Genomic DNA, 18,280 nt, shown 5'->3' with positions numbered 1-18,280 from the left:
CGGTTCAGGCCCGGGGGTGGGCCCGGCGCAGGTCCACCATCGCGAACACCTTGTCGTACCGGCGCTCCCCGACGGCCACGTAGTCCGGGAGCCGCCCGTACTCGGTGAAGCCGAGCGAGTAGTACAGGTGCAGCGCGTCGGCGTTGTCGCCGCGGGCGTCGAGGGTGAGCACCTCGATGCCCGCGGCCCTCGCGTCCGCGATCAGCGCCGTGGTCAGCGCCCGCCCGATGCCCCGCCCCTGGGCGGCGGCGGACACCGCGAGCTTCTCCAGCTCCGCGTGCGGACGGTGCGTCGGCCGCCGGTGGCGCAGCCAGTAACCGAAGCCGACCGGCCGGCCACCCAGGTACGCCACCCGCAACGCCCCGTCCCCGGCCCGCGACCGCGCCACCACCTCCTCCACCAGCGCCGCCACCTCCTCCCCCGACGGCGGCTCCACCCACCCCAACGCAGCTCCCCCCAGCACCAACTCCGCCAGGATCCCCTGCGCCGCCCCCGCGAACTCCCCACCCACCGCCGCCGCCCCGACGATCACGAGGTCTCCGACACCCGCGGCACCACTCACGTTCCGGCTCATGCCCGGCACCCTACCCAGCTCACCGCCCGCTCCCGCCGGTCACTCCCACCGCCCACTCCCGCCGGTCACTCCCACCGCCCACTGCCACCAGTCACTCCCGCCGGCCGACGACCACCTCCCGGTATCAGTCGGCGCGGCCGCGGGGGAAGACGGCGCGGACGACGGCACCGACGGGGGCCTTGCCGACCGTGAAGGTGCCGCCGAGCTCTTCGGCGCGCTCGGCCATGGAGCGGAGGCCCACGCCGGACGTGGAGGTGCGGCCGGCGAAGCCCGCGCCGTTGTCGGCGACCTCGACGGTGACACGGTCGGAGAGGGCGCGGAGGCTGAGCCTGGCGGCGGTGGCACCCGAGTGACGGACCACGTTGTTCAGGGCCTCACCACTGATCCGGTAGACGGCGACCTCGACGGCGGCGGATAGCGCGGGCAGCGGGTCGGGGCGCAGGTCGAGGGTGATCCGGAGGGCCTGGCTGCCGAGGGTGTCGGCAAGTCGGCGGAGCGCCTCGGCCAGGCCCTTGCTGTCGAGGGGGCCGGGCGTCAGGCCGCCGGTGATCCGCCGGAGTTCCGTGATCGCCTGGCCGATGCCCACGGAGGCCGCGGTGAGCGAGGCGGCGGCCCCGGAGCCGTCGGGCAGGTCGGTGCCGGCGGCGTCGATGCGCAGGCGCAGGCCGGAGAGGGCGGGGCCGAGGCCGTCGTGGAGGTCGTGGCGCAGACGGCGGCGCTCCTCCTCGCGGGCCAGGACGAGCTGCTCCCGGCTGGCCCGGAGGTCCTCGGACAGGCCGAGCGAAGCGATCGCGGGCGATGCCTGGTCGGCGAGGAGGCCCAGCACCTCGCGGTCCTGCCGGTCCAGCTCGGACTGCCCGAGGCGGGGCGGCACCAGCAGCTCGCCGATCTCGGCGCCCTCGTAGGTGAGGGGAAAGCGCACGCCGGGCGGCTCGACCGTCCCGAGCCGGGCCAGCTCCCGCGGCCCGCTCCGGGTCCGCACCCGGACCACGGCGGCCGGCAGCCCGAGGGCCTGCACCACCGTCCGGCAGAGCAGCGGCGGCGCGTCCGCCGGGTCGACGGCATGGCTCATCCGCTCCGCCAACTGCCGGACCAGCTGGTACGGGTGGGCCCGCTCGCCGTAGTAGTACCGGTCCACGGCGCGGCCCACCGCCCGGGCGGTGGGCCGCAGCAGCGCACCCACGGCCCCGGCCGCCACCACCTGCCACCAGCGCGCGCCGGGCCCGGCGGTGGGCAGCAGGCGGTACGTCAGGCAGGCGGTGAGCAGGGCGCCGACGAACAACAGCGCGCAGAACGCGAACGCCGCCAGGTAGCGCCGGGTGGCCCGGTCCAGCGAGAGTTGGCGGTCACGGCGGAAGGCGGCCATCGGCACCAGCATCCAGGCGGCCTCACCGGCCACGACGACCGCGTAGGGCAGCCACTCGCCGACGAAGTGCGGGACGACGGCCAGCACGCACCAGAGCAGGTAGGCGGCGATCACCGCACGCAGGTACGGGTGCGGTCCGGGCAGGCGCCAGCAGCGGACCGCGGCCACCGTCAGGGTGAACACCAGGGTCGCGGCGAACTCCCTGACGGCGTACGGGCTGAGCCACCCGTCCAGCCAGGCGAACAGCGCGGTGTGGTGGAGCGGGTTGGGCAGGCCGTACCACGCGGGCACCTGGGCGGTGTTGCCGAAGGCGAGCAGGGCGCTCCAGGCGGCCACCGAGGCGGTGATGCCGCGCCAGGCCCCGCCGAGCAACCTGCCGTCGGGAAGCCAGAGCGGGAAGCCGATCACCACGGAGGCGTTGGCGATGTCGGCGGCCAGCATCAGCGCCGCGACCACCGCGACGGCCGTCGGTCCGGCTCCGGCCAACGCGGCCGCCAGCAGCGTCACCATGCGCAAGGACTGCAGCAGGCCGGCGAACAGCAGCAACGCCCCCAGGGCCTGGCCGTTCCGGTTCACCACCAGGAACAGGCCGGCGAGCGTGAACGCCAGGCCGACCGCCACCCAGACGCCGTTGTAGAGGTACTGGTCACTGACGCCCCCGACCCCGGGGTGGGTGAGCGCGAGGAGCGACCAGGCCGCCACGCACACCAGCGTGGTCCCGGCAGCCGCGAGGGCCGCGGCGACCCCGCCACCGCCGACCCCGAGCCCTCTCATCCGCCCACCTTCCTGCCGCACTCCATCCTGCCCGGCGCCCCGTCCCGACCGCACGGGCCACCGGTCCCTCTCCCGCCCCACGTGCACCACACCGGCCGAAGCACTGTATGGCTACACTCCGTGGCCGATCGATGTCGAGCCGCGCGTTCGGTCACCGCCCGTCAGCGGGTGGGATTCGCCCGTTCGGCCGCGCCACGCGCGGTGCTCGTCGCCGCCGAGGCCCCACCGAGGAATGACCGGGACACCCGTCGGACGGGTGGCGATACGTCAGCGGCGGCTATGGCCGTCCGCCGCGCGGGACTTGGTCACCACCGGTCCGCGGCCGGCGACAGGCCCGCGGTGCGCGCGGCGACGCCCGCCTGGACCGCGAAGAGGCGGTCCCGCGCGTCCTGGTCGAGCGCGTGGAAGTGGCCGTGCGCCTCCAGGGCGACGAAGCCGTGCACGGTGGCCCAGGCCAGCATCAGGGCTTCCGCCGCATCCGGCACCAGTGGGCTGCCGAGCCGGCCGCGTTCGGCCGTGTCGGCGACGAGTTCGGCCATGTGCTCCATCGCCCGCCGGGCGGCCACCACGGTCGGTCCGTCCGGCGGGGCGGCGTACCCGGGCACGGGGGAGCCGAAGATGAGGGCGAAGCGCTCCGGATTCCGCTGCGCCCAGACCCGGTAGCCGGTGCAGGTGGCCACGAAGCGTCCGTCCAGGTCGTCCGGCGGCACGGTCCCGCGGGTCTCCGCCAACGCGTCCGACAGGCTGTCGTACGAGTCGGCGACCAGGGCGGTGAGCAGCTCGTCCCGGTCGGCGAAGTAGCGGTACAGCGCGGGCGGGGTCATCCCCATGACGCGGGCGATGTCGGTGAAGCGGAGGTTCGCCGCGCCGCGCTCGACGATCAGGCCCAGGGCCGTGTGCTTGATCTCCTCCACGGTGTCGGCGCGCAGCCGCTCACGGCGGCTCCGCCCCCCGCTCTCCTCGGTCGCCCCACCCGTCATCACATCTCCATCGGCTCGCTGCACCGGTCACCGCATTGACAATCCGTACCCGTCGAGGGAAACGTTACGCTTCATAAGATCCGTTATGAAGCGTAACGCTTTGCCGGGGGCGGAGCCCCTGACGACGCACGGAGGACCACCATGTCCCAGGGGACGCGCGAGGATCGGCGGACGGCCGCCGGGCCGAGCGGGCCGCACAGGCCCGGCCCGCTCGGCCGAATAGCCGGTTGGAGCTTCCGCAACCGGGGCCGCACGGTGCTGCTCTGGCTGCTCGCCGCCGGCGCGGCCTTCGGCCTCTCGGCCGGCCTGGGCGGCAAGTACAGCGCGGACTACACCGCGCCCGGCTCGGACTCCCAGCAGGCCCAGCAGCTGCTGGCACGGGACTTCGCCGGGCTGGGCGGTGAATCGATCAGCCTGGTACTGACCACCGACGGCAGCGTGACCGACGCCGCCACCCGCGACCGGGTCAAGGACCTGCTCGCCCGGATGGCCGAGGTGCCGCACGTCAACGGCATCGACGACCCGTACGGCCCGCGCGGCAGGGTGTCGGCCGACGGCCGCACCGCCCTCGGGCAGATCCACCTGGACGTCGCCGTCGCCCCCGACATGCCGAAGGCCGACACCCAGCGGCTGCTCGACCTCGCCCGGCCCGTCGACGGCGGCGTGCGCGTCCACCTCGGCGGCATGACGGTCCAGCAGGCCGAGCAGGGCGCGATCGGCTCGGAGGCCATCGGCATCGCGGCCGCCGCCGTGATCCTGGTGATCACCTTCGGCTCGGTCGTGGCCGCCGGCCTGCCGATGCTCACCGCGCTCGGCGGGCTCGCGGTCAGCAGCGCCCTGCTGCCGGTCCTCGCCGCGATCATGCCGGTCCCGGACTGGTCGACCTCGCTCGCCGCGATGCTGGGCATCGGCGTCGGCATCGACTACGCGCTGCTGCTGGTCACCCGGTTCCGCGAGTGGCGCGCCGAGGGACTCGACCCCGAGGCCGCCACGGTCGCCGCGCTGGACACCGCGGGCCGTGCGGTCGTGGTCGCCGGGATGACCGTGGTGGTCAGCATGCTCGGGCTGTTCGCGATGGGCCTGTCGTTCATGCGCGGCGCCGCGGTCTCGGCGATCCTCTCCGTGCTCGTCGTGATCGCCGCGTCCGCGACCCTCTTCCCCGCCCTGCTCGGCTACCTCGGCCGCCACGTCGAGCGCCTCCGGCTGCCCCTGCCCCGGCGCCACGCCGCCCGGGGCGAGAGCCCGGTGGGCGCCGGCTGGCTGCGCTGGAGCAGGCTCGTCGAACGTCACCGCGTCCTCGGCGCCGTCACCGGGGTCGTCGTCCTGCTGGCGCTCGCGGCGCCGTTCCTCGGCGTGCGCTTCGGCTTCCCCGACGCGGGCAACGACCCCGCCGGGCGCTCGAACCGGCTGGCGTACGACACGGTGGCCGCCGGATTCGGACCGGGCAGCAACGGACCGCTGGTCCTGGTCGCCGAGTTGACGCCGGGCACCCCCGCCGACGCGACGGCCTCGCTGCCCACCGCGCTGAAGGCGGTGCCCGGCGTCACGGCCGTGAGCCCGCCGATGCCCGGCGCCGACGGCCGCTCGCTGCTGCTCACCGTCGTCCCGGACAGCGGTCCGCAGTCCGGCGCCACCAAGACCCTGGTCCGCGACCTCCGCGATCACGTCATCCCGGCCGCGGTCGGCCCCGGCGTCCGGGTGCACGTCGGCGGGGCGACCGCCGCCGCGATCGACAGCACCGACAACATCGCCGGCCGCATCCCGCTGCTGGTCGGCGGCGTGGTCACGGTGTCGATGCTCCTGCTCCTGGTGGCCTTCCGCAGCCTCGCCGTCGCCCTCAAGGCCGCCGTGATGAACCTGCTCTCCGTCGGCGCCGCGTACGGCGTGGTCGCCCTCGTCCTCGAAGGCGGCACCGCCGGCCGGTTGATCGGCATCGACAGCCCCACCCCGCTGCCGGCCTTCGTCCCGGTGCTGACCTTCGCCGTCCTGTTCGGCCTCTCGATGGACTACGAGGTCTTCCTGGTGAGCCGGATGCGTGAGGCCTGGCTGCGCACCGACGACAACGCGGAGTCCATCGTCAGCGGACTGGCGGGCACCGCGCGGGTGATCACCGCGGCGGCGGCCATCATGGTCGCCGTGTTCGCGGCCTTCGTCCCGGCGCCCGACCTGCCGATCAAGGTCATCGGCGTCGGCATGGGGTCGGCCATCCTGATCGACGCCACGCTGGTCCGACTGCTGCTGGTACCGGCCGTGATGCACCTGCTCGGCCGCGGCAACTGGTGGCTGCCCGGCTGGCTGGACCGCCTCCTGCCCCACCTCCACGTCGAAGGACACACCGACTTCTACCAGCCGGAGGCCGCCGCCGAAGCACCCCGCTCCCCGGCGGTGGTCGGGTAGTCGCCACAGCGGCAGTCACCACAGCGGACCGCGGGCGCACGTGAGGTCAGCACGTGAGGTCAGGCTGTCGTCATGGCAGCTTCGATGCTGCGGTGCCGGGCGGCTCCGTGCGCGAAATCGGGTACCGCCGACGTACCCTCGCGCAGGTCGTCCAGGAACTGCCGGTAGGCGTGGGCGACCGCGTAGAGCGGCGCGTCGGCTCGGGGATCGAGGTGCGGGACGTGGACATACGATTCCGGCACCGGCAGGGGAGCGAGTCCGGGGGTTGTTCCGCGGCCGCCTTCGAGGGCGACCGGGCTGAGCTGGAGATGGCCGGTCGGGGCGGTGAGGACGAGGTCGCCCTCGGTGCCGTTGATCTCCCAGCGGAAGTTGGTGCCCCGGGACATGCCCCCGCGGTAGTGGAAGGTGACCACCGCACCGCCCGGCAGCCGTCCCGAGGCCACCACCTGGTCAGCGGCGGTCATGGGCACGGGCTGTCCGCTCTCGGTGTCCACGGCCGACGTACGCCGCGACGCCAGGTGGATCCGCAGTCCCTCGGGCTCTCCCAGGACGGACGCGAGTCCGTCGAGGGTGTGGCCGAAAGGAATGGTCAGCAGTGTCGCGCCGTTGGCGGCGTCGAGCACGTAGTGATCGCCGGGGCCGACGGTGGCACCCCAGGCACCGCCGGAGCCGACGACCGTGGTCGACAGCACCTCCCCCACGTAGCCGTCGGCCACCAGATCCCGTGCGTACGCGAGGGCCGGATGCGACCGTGCCTGGAGTCCGACGACGGTCGGCACGGCGCGGCTGCGCGCTTGCCGCGCCATGTCCTCGGCCTCCGCGAGCCCGTTGCCCAACGGCCACTCGCACAGCACGCTCTTGCACGCGCTCAGCGCCGTCCGCACCAGTTCCCGGTGGTGCGGCACCTTCACCACAAGGGGCCGCGGAACTTCCCGCACGGGCGGCCGCGCATGTCTTCGTGACCGCGCACTGAGCAGCCGTCACATGCCGCTCATCATCGTGGCCGGGTGTCCGCGTTTTGCGGGCCGTTGGTGCCGGGCCGCAGCTGCTCGAAGGCGGCGAGGATGTGGCGGGCCCGGTGGCGGAGTGGGCGGCCGGCGAGCACGCGCAGGCGGAGGGTGGTCGGCGCTCGCCGACCGGCCGTGGCCCAGCCGGCGAGTCGAGAGCAGAAGGCTCAGCGGGCCAGCAGGTCCCGGATCGCGGCCGCGATCTCGTCGGGTGCCTCTTCGGCCATGAAGTGCCCGGCTCGGGTCAGCCGGTGGTCCAGATCCGGCGCCCATGCCTTCCACACCCCGACAGCGTCGTAGCCGAGCTGCGCACCCCAGTCCTGCTGGACGACCGCCACGGGCATGGCCAGCTGCGACCCGGCGTCCAGGTCCGCCTGGTCGTGCGTGACGTCGATGTCCGCCGAGGCCCGGTAGTCCGCGACGATCGACGTCACCGCCGCGGCGCTCGCGCGCAGGTATTCGGCACGCACCTCTTCGGGCATGGTGGTCGGGTCGTTGGCCCAGGCGTCGAGGAACGAGCCGAAGAACGCGTCCGCACTGCCTGCGATCATCGCCTCCGGCAGGCCCGGCGGCTGCGCCATCAGGAAAAGGTGGTAACCGACCGACGCCGAGGCGCCGTGCAGGACGTTCCACATGTCGAGCGTCGGCACGATGTCGAGAATGCCCAGGTGCGTGATGGTCTCAGGGTGGTCCAACCCCGCCCGGAAGGCGACCAGGGCTCCCCGGTCGTGGCCGACGAGGGCGAAGCGCTCGTGCCCGAGCGCCGCCGCCAGGGTCACGACGTCGGCGGCCATGGTGCGCTTGGCGTACACATCGGGGTCAGTGGCCGCCGGCTTGTCGCTGGCGCCGTAGCCCCGCAGGTCGGGACAGATCACCGTGTGCTCGTCGGCGAGACGCTCGGCGACGTGCCGCCACATCAGGTGGGTCTGGGGAAAACCGTGCAACAGCACGACCGGGCTGCCGCTGCCGCCGACAGCGGCAGCCAGCTCCACACCGTCCGCGCCGGGCAGGCGGATGTGATCGAAGCCGGGAATGGTGAGCGTCATGAGGGAGCATCCTTGCGGGTCGGGGACTTGACCGGATCAGCTTGGGCGACAGCGATCAGCAGCCGATCAGTACGGTTGGGCGCAGCCGGCCCCTGGCCCGGAGGATAGGAGCATGCGAATCGACGTGCTCGGTGCGGTGCGGGCCCTCCACGACGACGGCAGCCCGGTTGACCTGGGCGGACCCCGCCATCGTGAGGTACTCGCCCGGCTCGTCGCCGCCGAGGGACGGATGGTCACCACCGACACCTTCGTCAATGACCTGTGGACCGATCCACCTGCCCGCGCCGTGGGCGCGCTGCGCACCTTCGTCGCCGCGCTGCGCCGCGCCCTCGAACCCGACCGACCGCCCCGCGATCCGCCGCGCGTCATCGTCACCGAAGGTCCCGGCTACGCGCTGCGCCTGCCGCGCGAGGACGTGGACGTCCATCGGTTCCAGGACGCCCTGGCCCGAGCCCGCCGCACCCCCGAGGCGGTGACCGACCTCGGCGCGGCACTCGCGGCCTGGCGCGGACCCGCCTACGCCGATGTGACCGGCTCCCCATGGGCGCAGCGCGAGCAGACCCGGCTGGAGGAGCTCAGGTTGGACGGGGTGGAAGTGCGCGCCCGCATCCTCCTCGACTCCGGGGAAGGGGCAGATCTCGTCGCCGAACTGGGTGCCCATGTCGCCGAACACCCGTGGCGCGAGTCGGCCTGGGAGCTGGTTGCCCGCGCGCTGTACCGCGCGGGCCGCCGGGCCGACGCGCTGGCCGCTCTCCGCCGCGCCCGCGCGATGCTCGTCGGCCAACTCGGACTCGACCCCGGTGGCGACCTGCAGCGCCTGGAGAGGGACATCCTCAACGGGTCCGCGCGCCCGGAAGGAGCACGTACCGCGTGGACCGGCCCTGGTGTCCGGCTCGGCCCGCGCACCACCGTGGATCTGGCCCGCACCCTCGCACTGGCGGGTGGCGACGCCCTCGTCCACTCGCGGCGCGACCGCCTCGCCGCCGTCCGGGCGGCGGAACGCACGGGCGACCTCTCCCTGACCGCCCGCATCATCGGCGCCTACGACGTGCCCGCCATCTGGAGCCGGGCCGATGACCCGGAGCAGTCCCGCGCCGTCGTCGCTGCTGCCGAGCGCACGCTCACCGGGCTCGGACCAGGCGGCCCCGCCGACCTGCGCGCCCGCCTCCTGGCCACGGTCGCCGTCGAGAGCCGCAGCGCCGATCTGTCCGGGACCGAGCTGAAGCACGCGCAGCAGGCGGCGCGTCAGGCAGAGGCGCTGGCACGGGACCTGGCCGATCCAGCCCTGCTGGCCTTCGCCCTCAACGGGGTGTTCCTGCAGTCCTTCAACGGCCCCGGGCTCGCGGCGGCACGGGACAGGATCGGCGCCGAGATCCTCGACCTGTCCACCCAGCACGAGCTGCCGAACTTCGCCGTACTCGGCCGACTCGTCCGCCTGCAATCCGCCTCGGCCCTCGGCGACCTCGACGCCGCGACCTCGCACGCCGATGCAGCCGACCGGCTCGCCGCCGCCACCGAGGCGCCCCTCGTCCCCGTCCTCACCGGGTGGTTCAGGGCCCGGGCCACGGCCGCCCGCAGCGCCGAACCCGGCGGACCGACCGCCGCCACGGCAGCAGCGCACTACCGCGCCGCCGAGGACACCCTCCGGACGGCCGGAATGCCGGGGCTGCACCGCGGCCTCTTCCCGCTCGCCCTGCTGGGACTGCGCCTGCTGCACGACCGGCCCGCGCCCACCGACCCGCACCTCGACTGGGGCCCGTACGGGCCCTGGACGCGACCCCTCGTGCTGCTCGCCCAGAACCGGGGCGAACAGGCCCGTACCGCCCTCGCCGCGGTACCCGAACCACCGCGTGACCACATGCAGGAGGCCATGTGGTGCCTGACCGCCCGTGCCGCCGTACGCCTCGGCGAGCGCGGAATCGCCGCCCGCGCTGCGGCTGCCCTGCGTGATGCCCGTGCAGAACACGCGGGCGCCGCCAGCGGAATGCTGACCCTGGGCCCGGTGGCGCGGTACCTGGCAGAAGCGGAGGCATGCGCCGGAGCGGGGTGATCCACCTGCTCACCCTCGTACCCCCGCTCCGTCATGGCTTGAGGTGATCGTGCCGGAGGACCGCGGCCCGGGCCGCCGGCCCGATTCACTTGATGCGGGCCCGTCTGCGATCGGTGTGCCGGCGCGGTCGCCGGTGCCCGGGAGGTCCTTGGCGGGCCGGCCTGCGGGTGCGCTCACCGGGCATCGACCGGGTGAGGACGCCGAGTGTGAGCAGGGCGAGCGCCGGCAGCACGGCGACGATGATTCCCATCGGCAAGGCGTCGGTGGCGCCACCCGCGCCGGCCAGCGGAGCAAGTGCCGCTCCGAACATGAACTGGCTGAAGCCGAGCAGGGCGGCGGCCGACCCGGCGTGTCCGCCGTGGCCGGCCAGGGCCTGGGCCGTGGCGTTCGGCATGACCAGGCCCACGCTGGAGACCAGGACGAACAGGCCGATCAGGAGCACGGGCAGGGGCGCCCGTGTCAGCACCGCGCCCAGGACCGTGGTGCCACCGGCTGTCGCGCCCAGCAGACCGGCGAGCAGCAGCACGCGGGCGCCGGCCCGGACCACCAGCCGGCCGCTGATCCGGGCGGCCGCGACGAGTCCGGCGGCGTTGGCGGCGAACACGGCGCTGTACTGCTGCGGTGACAGGCCGTGGATTTCCTGCAGGACGAACGGCGAGCCGGAGATGTAGGCGAACATCGCCGCGAAGACCAGGCCGTTGGCCAGGACGTACCCGGTGAAGACCCGGTCGCCGAGCAGTTGCCCGATGACAGCCGGCAGCGGCTGGCGTGACGCGGAGGGCCGGGTCTGCGGCAGTCCTGCGGCGCAGGCCGCCAGCATCACGGCGCCGAGTACGGCCAGGGCCACGAAGATTCCAGGCCAGGCCGTGACGCGCAGTAGCTGGCCGCCGAGGACCGGCGCGAGCACCGGCGCCAGGCCGGTGATCAAGGTCAGTGTGGAGAAGAGACGTGCGGTGCGGGTTCCGGAGGTGCGGTCGCGGACCATGGCGTTGGCGATGACGATGCCGAACGCCCCGCCGATGCCCTGGACCAGGCGTAGGCCGACGAAGGTCGGGACGTCGGGCGCCACCGCGCAGAACGCGCTGGCGATCGTGTAGAGGGCGAGGCCCGCCAGCAACGGACGCCGCCGGCCGTAGGTGTCGCTCAGCGGCCCGGCGATCAGCTGCCCGACGGCCAGCCCGGCCAGGCAGGCGGTGATGGTGAGCTGGGTGGCCGCGGCGCCGGCGCGCAGGTCGCCGGCGAGGTCCGGCAGTCCGGGCAGGTAGCCGTCGATGGACAGTGGTCCCAGGGCCACAAGCGCTGCGAGCAGGACGATGAATCGGGTGTGCGGGCCGGCGGCGTCGTTGCTCATGGCTCAGTACGCCACGGTGATGCGGCGGCGGATCGCGGTGCCGCTCTCGATCGTGTCGGCCAAGGCGATCGCGTAGTCGGCGTACGAGATGCGGCTGTTGCCGTCGTCGTCGGTGAGCAGGGTGTCCCCGGCGCTGCGGTAGGCCCCGGTCCGCTCGCCCGCTGCGATGACCGCGGCGGGCGACACGTACGTCCAGTCGAGGTCGTGCACGCCGCGGTAGAGGTCGAGCGCTTCGGACTGGGCCTCGGCGTTGGCCTTCCACAGCGCGGGGAAGTCCGGGTCGTCCATGACCCGGGCGCCGGTCGGCGTGCGCAGGCTGCCGGCACCGCCGATGGTGACCAGGCGGGTGACGCCGGCTCGGCGGAGTCCGTCGATCAGCGCACGGGCGGCACCGACGATCGTGGCGCGGTCGTCCTCCTGGCCGATCCGGGGGCCGACGGCCGACAGTACGGCGTCGTGGGAGGCGGCGAGGCCGGCGACCGCGGCGGCGTCCGTGACGTCACCGGTGGTCACGGTCAGGGCCTTGTGCTCGAGTCCGTCGACGTGGCCGGCTCGGGTGACCGCGGTGACGGTGTGGCCGCGACGCAGTAGTTCCTCGGTGGTGGGCCGGCCGATGTTGCCGCCGGCACCGAACAGGACGATCTTCATGTGTTGCTCCTTGTTCCTGATGGTCTCTGAGGTTTTCTGATGGTCAAAGGACGGGCCGGCCGTCGGCGATGATGGCCGCGGTGATGCCGCGCTCGTCGGCGGCGTGCTGGAAGCGCTGTTCGATGTCGGGTTGTTCGGTGTAGAACGGCGGGTTGTGGAACAGGCCGTAGTGCATGGCGCAGACGGTGCCGGCGCCGAGCGCGACGGCGGCCTCGACGCCCTGCTCGGGGGTCATGGTCGCCGGGACGTTGGCCGCGTAGCCCTCGAAGTGGGCGATGACGCCGTTGACCGGGACGAACGCGACGTCGAACGGGCCGTGGTCGCGGGCGATCTGCCACCAGCTGCCGTGCCACTGGGTGTCGCCGCAGTGGATGATCCGCCGACCGGCGCCTTCGACGACCCAGGCGACCTGGTCGCAGTCGTTGCCGCGCCAGTCCAGCGAGGTCACCGGGGTGACGGTCAGCTCTCCGATGCGGCGTGACCGGCCCAGGTCCTGGGCAACGGGGGTGATGCCCGCCTCTTGCAGCGCCGCCGCGCTCGGGGTGTGGCAGCCGATCGTGCCGGTGGCCGCGATCCGGGCGATCAGGTCGTGGTCGTAGTGGTCGGGGTGCAGGTGGGTGATGAGGGCGTGGGTGCCGGGCGGGGTGTCGACCGGGTCGACCGGCCGGTGCGGCGGCCCCATCACCGGCGCCAGCGGAGCGACGTTCTCAAGCGGGTCGATCAGCAGGCGGGTGTCGCCGAGACGGATCTCGACGCCGGCCCAGGCCAGCCGACGCACGGAAAGGGTGGTGGTCATGGGCAGCGACGCTAGACCGCCGTTGTTGAGAAAGTCAACAAGAGAGTTCTGAATCTCAACGCCGCAAGGTAGGGTGGTGGCATGCGCACCTACGGGCAGTTCTGCGGCATCGCGAAAGCACTGGACACCATCGGCGACCGGTGGACCCTGCTGATCGTCCGCGAACTGCTCGCCCTGGGTCCGTGCCGGCACACCGACCTGCGCAACGGGCTGCCCGGGATCGCCAGTAATCTGCTGGTCGACCGGCTCCGCGAACTGGAGGAAGCCGGCCTGATCCACCGCAAGGCCGCCCCGCCGCCGGTGGCCACCACCCTGTTCTCCCTCACCGAGCGTGGCCGCGCGCTGGAGCCGGTGCTGCAGGAACTGAGCCGATGGGGAATTCCGCTGTTGCGCGAGCCGGCCGGCAGCGACACCTTCCGCACCCACTGGCTGGACATGCCCGCCCGGGCACTGACCGACCACCGTCCCGACCAGCCGGCAATCGCCCTGCAACTGCACGCCGACGGCAACGAAGACCTGGTCATCGAAGTCAAGGACGGCTCGGTGCACACCCACGCCGGCCGGGTCGACCACCCCACCGCGTCCCTGACCGGACCGCCGCACCTGCTGGCCGCGACCCTGCTCGGCGACCTCGATCTGAGCACCGCGGTACAGCAAGGCCTGCAGCTCAGCGGCAATCGCGAGGCAGTACTGCGCATCCTGCCCCGCTGAACCGTGGTACTGACCGGTCTGAATCCCGGTCGGACCTACCGTGTGCTGACCGCCCACGCCGCCGGGAATCGCGCCCTGGGCGGCGGCGTGCGCATCCCCGAGGGTGAGACCGTGCACATGAGGATCACGACGGCCGTACCACGCCAGGCCGTAGCGGTGGTGCTCGTGGAGGACGAGAGCGGCCGGGAGATGGCGCGGATGTCCGTTTCCCCGACTGCCCGATGACCCCAGCAGCGGACCGTGCCGGACTCCCGGAGAGGTCTGCGCTGTGCTTCCCCTCGTAACGTGGAGCTCTGACCCGATGTGGAGTTGAGGGCGGGTCAGCGACGTGGCGACGACGCCGAGTTCCGTGAGGGGGCGGTGTGGATCGTGCTGGAGACTGCACGACTTGTCCCCGGGCCGGACGGCACGCCTCGCCCCGGTGGCCGGAACCCGTGGCGGCGGTTTCAGTTCCGCGCGCGGCATATCGGTCCAACACCCCTGAGCCTGCGCGGCCCGCCCCCAAGCCGGACGTACCTGTACGGCTCACAGCCTCAGCGTCGGTGCCGGGCCTGATGGGCCGCGATCAGGTCGCGGTACCACGCGTACGAGGCCCTCGGAGTGCGGCGCTGCGTCTCGAAGTCGACGTGGACGAGGCCGAAGCGTTGGTGGTAGCCCTCGGCCCATTCGAAGTTGTCGAGGAGGGACCAGGTGTAGTAGCCGCGGATGTCGAGGCCTTCGGCGGTGGCGGCGGCGAGGGCGTCGAGGTGGGTGGCGAGGTAGTCGATGCGGAAGGTGTCGTCGAGGTCCTCGGCGGTGGAACAGCCGTTCTCCGTGATGGTGAGGGGTGGGAGGGCCTTGCCGTAGAAGTCCCGGAGGTGGAGGAGGAGTTGGCGGAGGGCGTCGGGGACGACGGGCCAGCCGAAGGCGGTGTGGGGGGCTTCGGGGATGTCGACGAGGTCGAAGGGGAGGCCGGGGTCGGTGGGGGCGGCGACGCGGGTGGGGTTGTAGAAGTTGAGGCCGAGGGCGTCGAGGCCGGGGGTGTGGATGAGGTCGAGGTCGCCGGGGTGGACGGCGCCGTAGATGTCGTCGGGGACGCCGAGGGCGGAGAGGTCGGGGTAGCGGCCGAGGAGGACGGGGTCGGTGAACAGGCGGTTGTGGAGGGCGTCGTAGGCCGCGGCGGCGGCCGCGTCCTCGGGTGAGGAGGTGGCCGGTTCGACCGGGGTGAGGTTGTTGGAGAGCATCACCTCCAGGCCGCGGTCGTGCAGGACGGTGGCGGCCAACCCGTGGGCGAGGAGCTGGTGGTGGGCGGCCGGGAGGGCCTCGAACATCAGGGTGCGGCCGGGGGCGTGGGTGCCGAGGGCGTAGCCGAAGACGGTGTGGACGAAGGGCTCGTTGAGGGTGATCCAGGTGGGGACGCGGTCGCCGAGGCGGTCGGTGACGACGGCGGCGTAGTCGGCGAAGTGGTGGGCGGTGTCGCGGTTGAGCCAGCCGCCGTGGTCCTCCAGGGCCTGCGGGAGGTCCCAGTGGAAGAGGGTGGGCAGCGGGGTGATGCCGGCTTCCAGGAGGGCGTCCACCAGGCGGTCGTAGAAGGCGAGTCCGGCGGGGTTCACGGGCCCGCTGCCGGTGGGCAGGATCCGGGACCAGGCGAGGGAGAAGCGGTAGCCGTCCAGCCCGAGGCCCTTCATCAGGGCGATGTCCTCGGGGTAGCGGTGGTAGTGGTCGCAGGCGACCGCGCCGGTGTGGCCGTCGCGGACGGCCCCGGGGCGGGCGGTGAAGGTGTCCCAGACGGACGGGCCGCGGCCGTCCTCCGTCACCGCCCCCTCGATCTGGTAGGCGGCGGTGGCGGCACCCCAGCGGAACCCCGCCGGCAGGTCGTAGCGGTCCGGCATGACAGCCTCCTGGCGCGAACGCGATGGAAACGTGAGGGGTACTCATGTTACCGGCGGGGCGGCGGAACACCAGAGGACCCGGTCGGCGCGAGGCCCGGGTGTCGTCGTGGCGGGTCGCCCGGGTTCGCGTCCTGACCATGTGGTCGGCGACCACAGCGGGGTGGCCGGGGTATGGCTCGCCGCCATAGGGAGGGGCACTCCGGCGTTCGTAGGGTGTCGCGAACCGGCGGCGCGATGCGGAGGAGTGGACGCGGCATGGAACACGGCTCGGGGAGAAGCAGTGGTAGGCGCAGAGGCGCGGGTTGGCTGCTCGCGACCGTGCTGGCGCTGGTGGGGGTGGTCGCCCCGGCGGGGCGGGCAGCAGCGGTGCCCGCCAACCTGACCCTGGAGGCGACCTACGGCACCGTCGCCAACGGCTGGGACCGCGTGGAGCGCTACCTCGACACCACCGCCGGCTTCCGGCAGGAGCAGTACCCGCCGGACGGCCGCGGCGACCAGGACGGGCAGCGGCTGACCTTCTTCGGCGGCGTCAAGCAGCCCTACTCCGGCCGCTTCCTGCTCTACTCGGCCCCCGGCTGGAACACCGGCGCGCACCCGGTCCCGGTGCTGCTGGTGCACGGCGCCAACGACAACCCGGACCGGGCCTGGGCCAACCCCGGCGAGTCCGGCGGGTACGGCTGCGGCTCCGCCTCCTGCCCGAACACCGGGCTGATGCAGAACCTCGCCGGGCGGGGCTACCGGGTGTTCGCGATCGGGTTCGCCCACAAGCAGGGCGACAACCTGATGCAGGCCCAGGAGGTCGGCGACGCCGTCGCGCTGATCCGCGCCAAACTGGGCGTCCCGCAGGTCGACGTGGTGGGCTGGAGCAAGGGCGAGATGTCCGCGCGGGCCTACGTCTCCTCGGTGAAGCCCTCCTGGGGCCGCCCGTACGCGGGCGACGTGCGCAAGCTGATCACCCTCGGCGGCCCGAACGGCGGCTACGACTACCCGTTCGCGCACGGGTGGGCGCACGACTTCTCGATCTGGCCGCAGTGCGGCGGCGCGGTCAACGCCCCGTCCCCGCACCTGCGCATGACCTGCTACGGCACCTACACCGCGCACCCGGAGTTCTCCTTCACAGCGACGGGCGGCTACGACGACTACCCGGGGCAGCGGCAGATGCTGGCACGCTGGGACTCGGTGTTCGGTGTCGACCAGACCCAACAGGACTGGTACACCACCTACTACGGCGGGCAGGGCTTCTACACCGACGGCGGCGGCATCCAGGCCGCGATCGACGCCGGCTCGCTGATCGCCCCGCTGCACCGGGCCGGAGTGCCCTCCTCGGTGACGGCGTACCTCCTGGCCGGCGGCACGCCGAGCATCGTCGGGATCTTCAACGAGAACCGGGGGCCCAGCGACGGCGTGGTGTTCGTGTCCAGCGCGCTGGACACCACCGGCTTCGGCACCGTCGGCGGCACCGCGCTGATCCCCCTCGCCAACCACCTGCAACTCGGCTGGGACGGCGCCGCGGGCGCGCAGGTCGCCGGCTGGCTGAACTGAGGACGATCCGGATGACCACCGAGCGACCGACCATCGAGCAACCGACCATCGAGCGACCGACCACCGACCGACTGGTCACCGAGCGGCTGGTCACCACCGACCGGCTCACCGTGCACCACGCCGAGATCGAGGGCCGCACCGGGGAACCCGTGGTCCTGGTGCACGGGAACGTCTCCTCCGGCGCCTTCTGGCACCCGACCATGACCGCGCTCCCCGACCGCTACCGCCCGCTGGCACCCGACCTGCGCGGCTTCGGCGGCACCGAGCCGTTGCCGGTGGACGCCACCCGGGGCCTGCGCGACCACAGCGAGGACCTGCTGTCCTACCTCCGGGCGCTGGTCCTCGGCCCGGTCCACCTGGTCGGCTGGAGCATGGGCGGCGGCGTGGCGCTGCAACTGCTGCGCGACCACCCGGAGCTGGTCCGTACGCTCACCCTGGTCAATCCCGTCTCCCCCTACGGGTTCGGCGGCACCCACGGGGCGGACGGGCGGCTCAACTCCCCCGACGGGGCGGGCTCGGGCGCCGGCGGCGCGGCCCCCGAGTTCGTCCGGCTGCTGGGCGAGGGCGAAACGGGCTCCGGGTCGCCGTTCGCGCCGCTCTCCGTGCTGAACACCGCCTACGTCAGCGAGCCGCTGCCGGACCCGGCCCGCTACCTGGCGGCGATGCTGACCACCCGGACCGGCGAGGACCACTACCCGGGCGACAGCCGTCCGAGCGGGGCCTGGCCGGGCTTCCGGCCCGGCGACCGCGGGGTGCTCAACTCGATGGCGCCGACCCACTTCCGGATCGACGACCTGGAGTCGGTCGAACCGAAGCCGCCGGTCCTGTGGATCCGCGGCACCGCCGACGTGATCGTCTCCGACACCTCGCTCTTCGACCTGGCCCACCTGGGGGCGATCGGCGCCGTCCCGGGCTGGCCCGGCGCCGACACCTGCCCGGCTCAGCCGATGGTGGCGCAGACCCGCGCCGTCCTGGACCGCTACGCCGCCGCGGGCGGGCGGGTGCGCGAGGTCGCCGTCGAAGGGGCCGGGCACAGCGTGCAGTTGGAGCGGCTGGAGGAGTTCCTGACCGCGCTGGTGGAGGTGCTGGGCGAGGCCTGACGGCGGCTCCGGGAGGCGCCGTCAGGCCCACTGCCCGAGGCGGGTCCGCACGGCCGGCGCGGCGGGA

At 73.4% G+C, this 18,280-nt stretch carries 14 protein-coding genes; 5 read left to right on the top strand and 9 right to left on the bottom strand.

The annotated features are described in order from the left end of the window. Positions 1-4: 4 nt before the first annotated feature. The 3 genes from ACFV8H_RS02245 to ACFV8H_RS02235 all read right to left on the bottom strand — a co-directional run bounded on the left by ACFV8H_RS02245 (position 5) and on the right by ACFV8H_RS02235 (position 3,694). Complete coding sequence (locus ACFV8H_RS02245) at positions 5-574, bottom strand: GNAT family N-acetyltransferase (RefSeq protein ID WP_380396147.1); 570 nt, start codon at positions 572-574, stop codon at positions 5-7. Between the two features lie 124 nt (positions 575-698). Beyond that, positions 699-2,714, bottom strand: coding sequence for a sensor histidine kinase (locus ACFV8H_RS02240; RefSeq protein ID WP_380396146.1), 2,016 nt, complete (start codon positions 2,712-2,714; stop codon positions 699-701). A 305-nt stretch (positions 2,715-3,019) separates the two neighbouring features. Beyond that, positions 3,020-3,694, bottom strand: a complete 675-nt coding sequence (locus ACFV8H_RS02235; RefSeq protein ID WP_380396145.1) for a TetR/AcrR family transcriptional regulator — start codon at positions 3,692-3,694, stop codon at positions 3,020-3,022. Between the two features lie 141 nt (positions 3,695-3,835). Between ACFV8H_RS02235 and ACFV8H_RS02230 the strand changes: the two genes are divergently transcribed. After that, a complete protein-coding gene (locus ACFV8H_RS02230) occupies positions 3,836-6,091 on the top strand; it encodes an MMPL family transporter (protein ID WP_380396144.1) in 2,256 nt (751 codons plus the stop codon). A gap of 59 nt (positions 6,092-6,150) precedes the next feature. On the opposite strand, the gene ACFV8H_RS02225 is transcribed toward ACFV8H_RS02230, so the two are convergent. Continuing rightward, positions 6,151-6,975 carry a Gfo/Idh/MocA family protein gene (locus ACFV8H_RS02225; protein ID WP_380396143.1) on the bottom strand — a complete coding sequence of 275 codons (825 nt, stop codon included), beginning with the start codon at positions 6,973-6,975 and terminating at the stop codon, positions 6,151-6,153. 290 nt (positions 6,976-7,265) lie between these two features. Continuing rightward, positions 7,266-8,144: an alpha/beta fold hydrolase gene (locus ACFV8H_RS02220; protein WP_375942947.1), complete on the bottom strand. Its 879-nt coding sequence runs from the start codon at positions 8,142-8,144 to the stop codon at positions 7,266-7,268. Between the two features lie 112 nt (positions 8,145-8,256). Here ACFV8H_RS02220 and ACFV8H_RS02215 point away from each other — a divergent pair, with 112 nt between their 5' ends. Beyond that, positions 8,257-10,194 carry a BTAD domain-containing putative transcriptional regulator gene (locus tag ACFV8H_RS02215; protein WP_380396142.1) on the top strand — a complete coding sequence of 646 codons (1,938 nt, stop codon included), beginning with the start codon at positions 8,257-8,259 and terminating at the stop codon, positions 10,192-10,194. An 85-nt stretch (positions 10,195-10,279) separates the two neighbouring features. Here ACFV8H_RS02215 and ACFV8H_RS02210 read toward each other — a convergent pair whose 3' ends face one another. From ACFV8H_RS02210 to ACFV8H_RS02200, 3 genes are read right to left on the bottom strand one after another with little or no spacing between them, the layout of a single operon-like run. Further along, entirely contained in the window at positions 10,280-11,545 is a 1,266-nt protein-coding gene (locus ACFV8H_RS02210; RefSeq protein ID WP_380396141.1) for a multidrug effflux MFS transporter, read from the bottom strand. Between the two features lie 3 nt (positions 11,546-11,548). After that, positions 11,549-12,193 carry an NAD(P)-dependent oxidoreductase gene (locus ACFV8H_RS02205; protein ID WP_380342638.1) on the bottom strand — a complete coding sequence of 215 codons (645 nt, stop codon included), beginning with the start codon at positions 12,191-12,193 and terminating at the stop codon, positions 11,549-11,551. Positions 12,194-12,236: 43 nt separating this feature from the next. Continuing rightward, positions 12,237-12,989 (bottom strand): MBL fold metallo-hydrolase, encoded by a 753-nt coding sequence (locus ACFV8H_RS02200; RefSeq protein WP_375946412.1) that lies wholly within the window; start codon positions 12,987-12,989, stop codon positions 12,237-12,239. A gap of 81 nt (positions 12,990-13,070) precedes the next feature. On the opposite strand from ACFV8H_RS02200, the gene ACFV8H_RS02195 reads away from it, so the two are divergent. Continuing rightward, on the top strand, positions 13,071-13,700 hold the full coding sequence (locus ACFV8H_RS02195; protein WP_380396140.1) for a winged helix-turn-helix transcriptional regulator: 630 nt from the start codon (positions 13,071-13,073) through the stop codon (positions 13,698-13,700). 533 nt (positions 13,701-14,233) lie between these two features. On the opposite strand, the gene ACFV8H_RS02190 is transcribed toward ACFV8H_RS02195, so the two are convergent. Then, a complete protein-coding gene (locus tag ACFV8H_RS02190) occupies positions 14,234-15,571 on the bottom strand; it encodes a GH1 family beta-glucosidase (RefSeq protein WP_380396139.1) in 1,338 nt (445 codons plus the stop codon). A gap of 255 nt (positions 15,572-15,826) precedes the next feature. Here ACFV8H_RS02190 and ACFV8H_RS02185 point away from each other — a divergent pair, with 255 nt between their 5' ends. Continuing rightward, positions 15,827-17,113: an esterase/lipase family protein gene (locus ACFV8H_RS02185; RefSeq protein ID WP_380396138.1), complete on the top strand. Its 1,287-nt coding sequence runs from the start codon at positions 15,827-15,829 to the stop codon at positions 17,111-17,113. 11 nt (positions 17,114-17,124) lie between these two features. Then, positions 17,125-18,213 (top strand): alpha/beta fold hydrolase, encoded by a 1,089-nt coding sequence (locus ACFV8H_RS02180; RefSeq protein WP_380396137.1) that lies wholly within the window; start codon positions 17,125-17,127, stop codon positions 18,211-18,213. Positions 18,214-18,280 lie beyond the last annotated feature (67 nt).

The sequence above is a fragment of the Kitasatospora sp. NPDC059827 genome (assembly GCF_042731675.1).
Classification (GTDB): domain Bacteria; phylum Actinomycetota; class Actinomycetes; order Streptomycetales; family Streptomycetaceae; genus Kitasatospora.
This window is presented reverse-complemented; position numbering and strand designations above follow the sequence as displayed.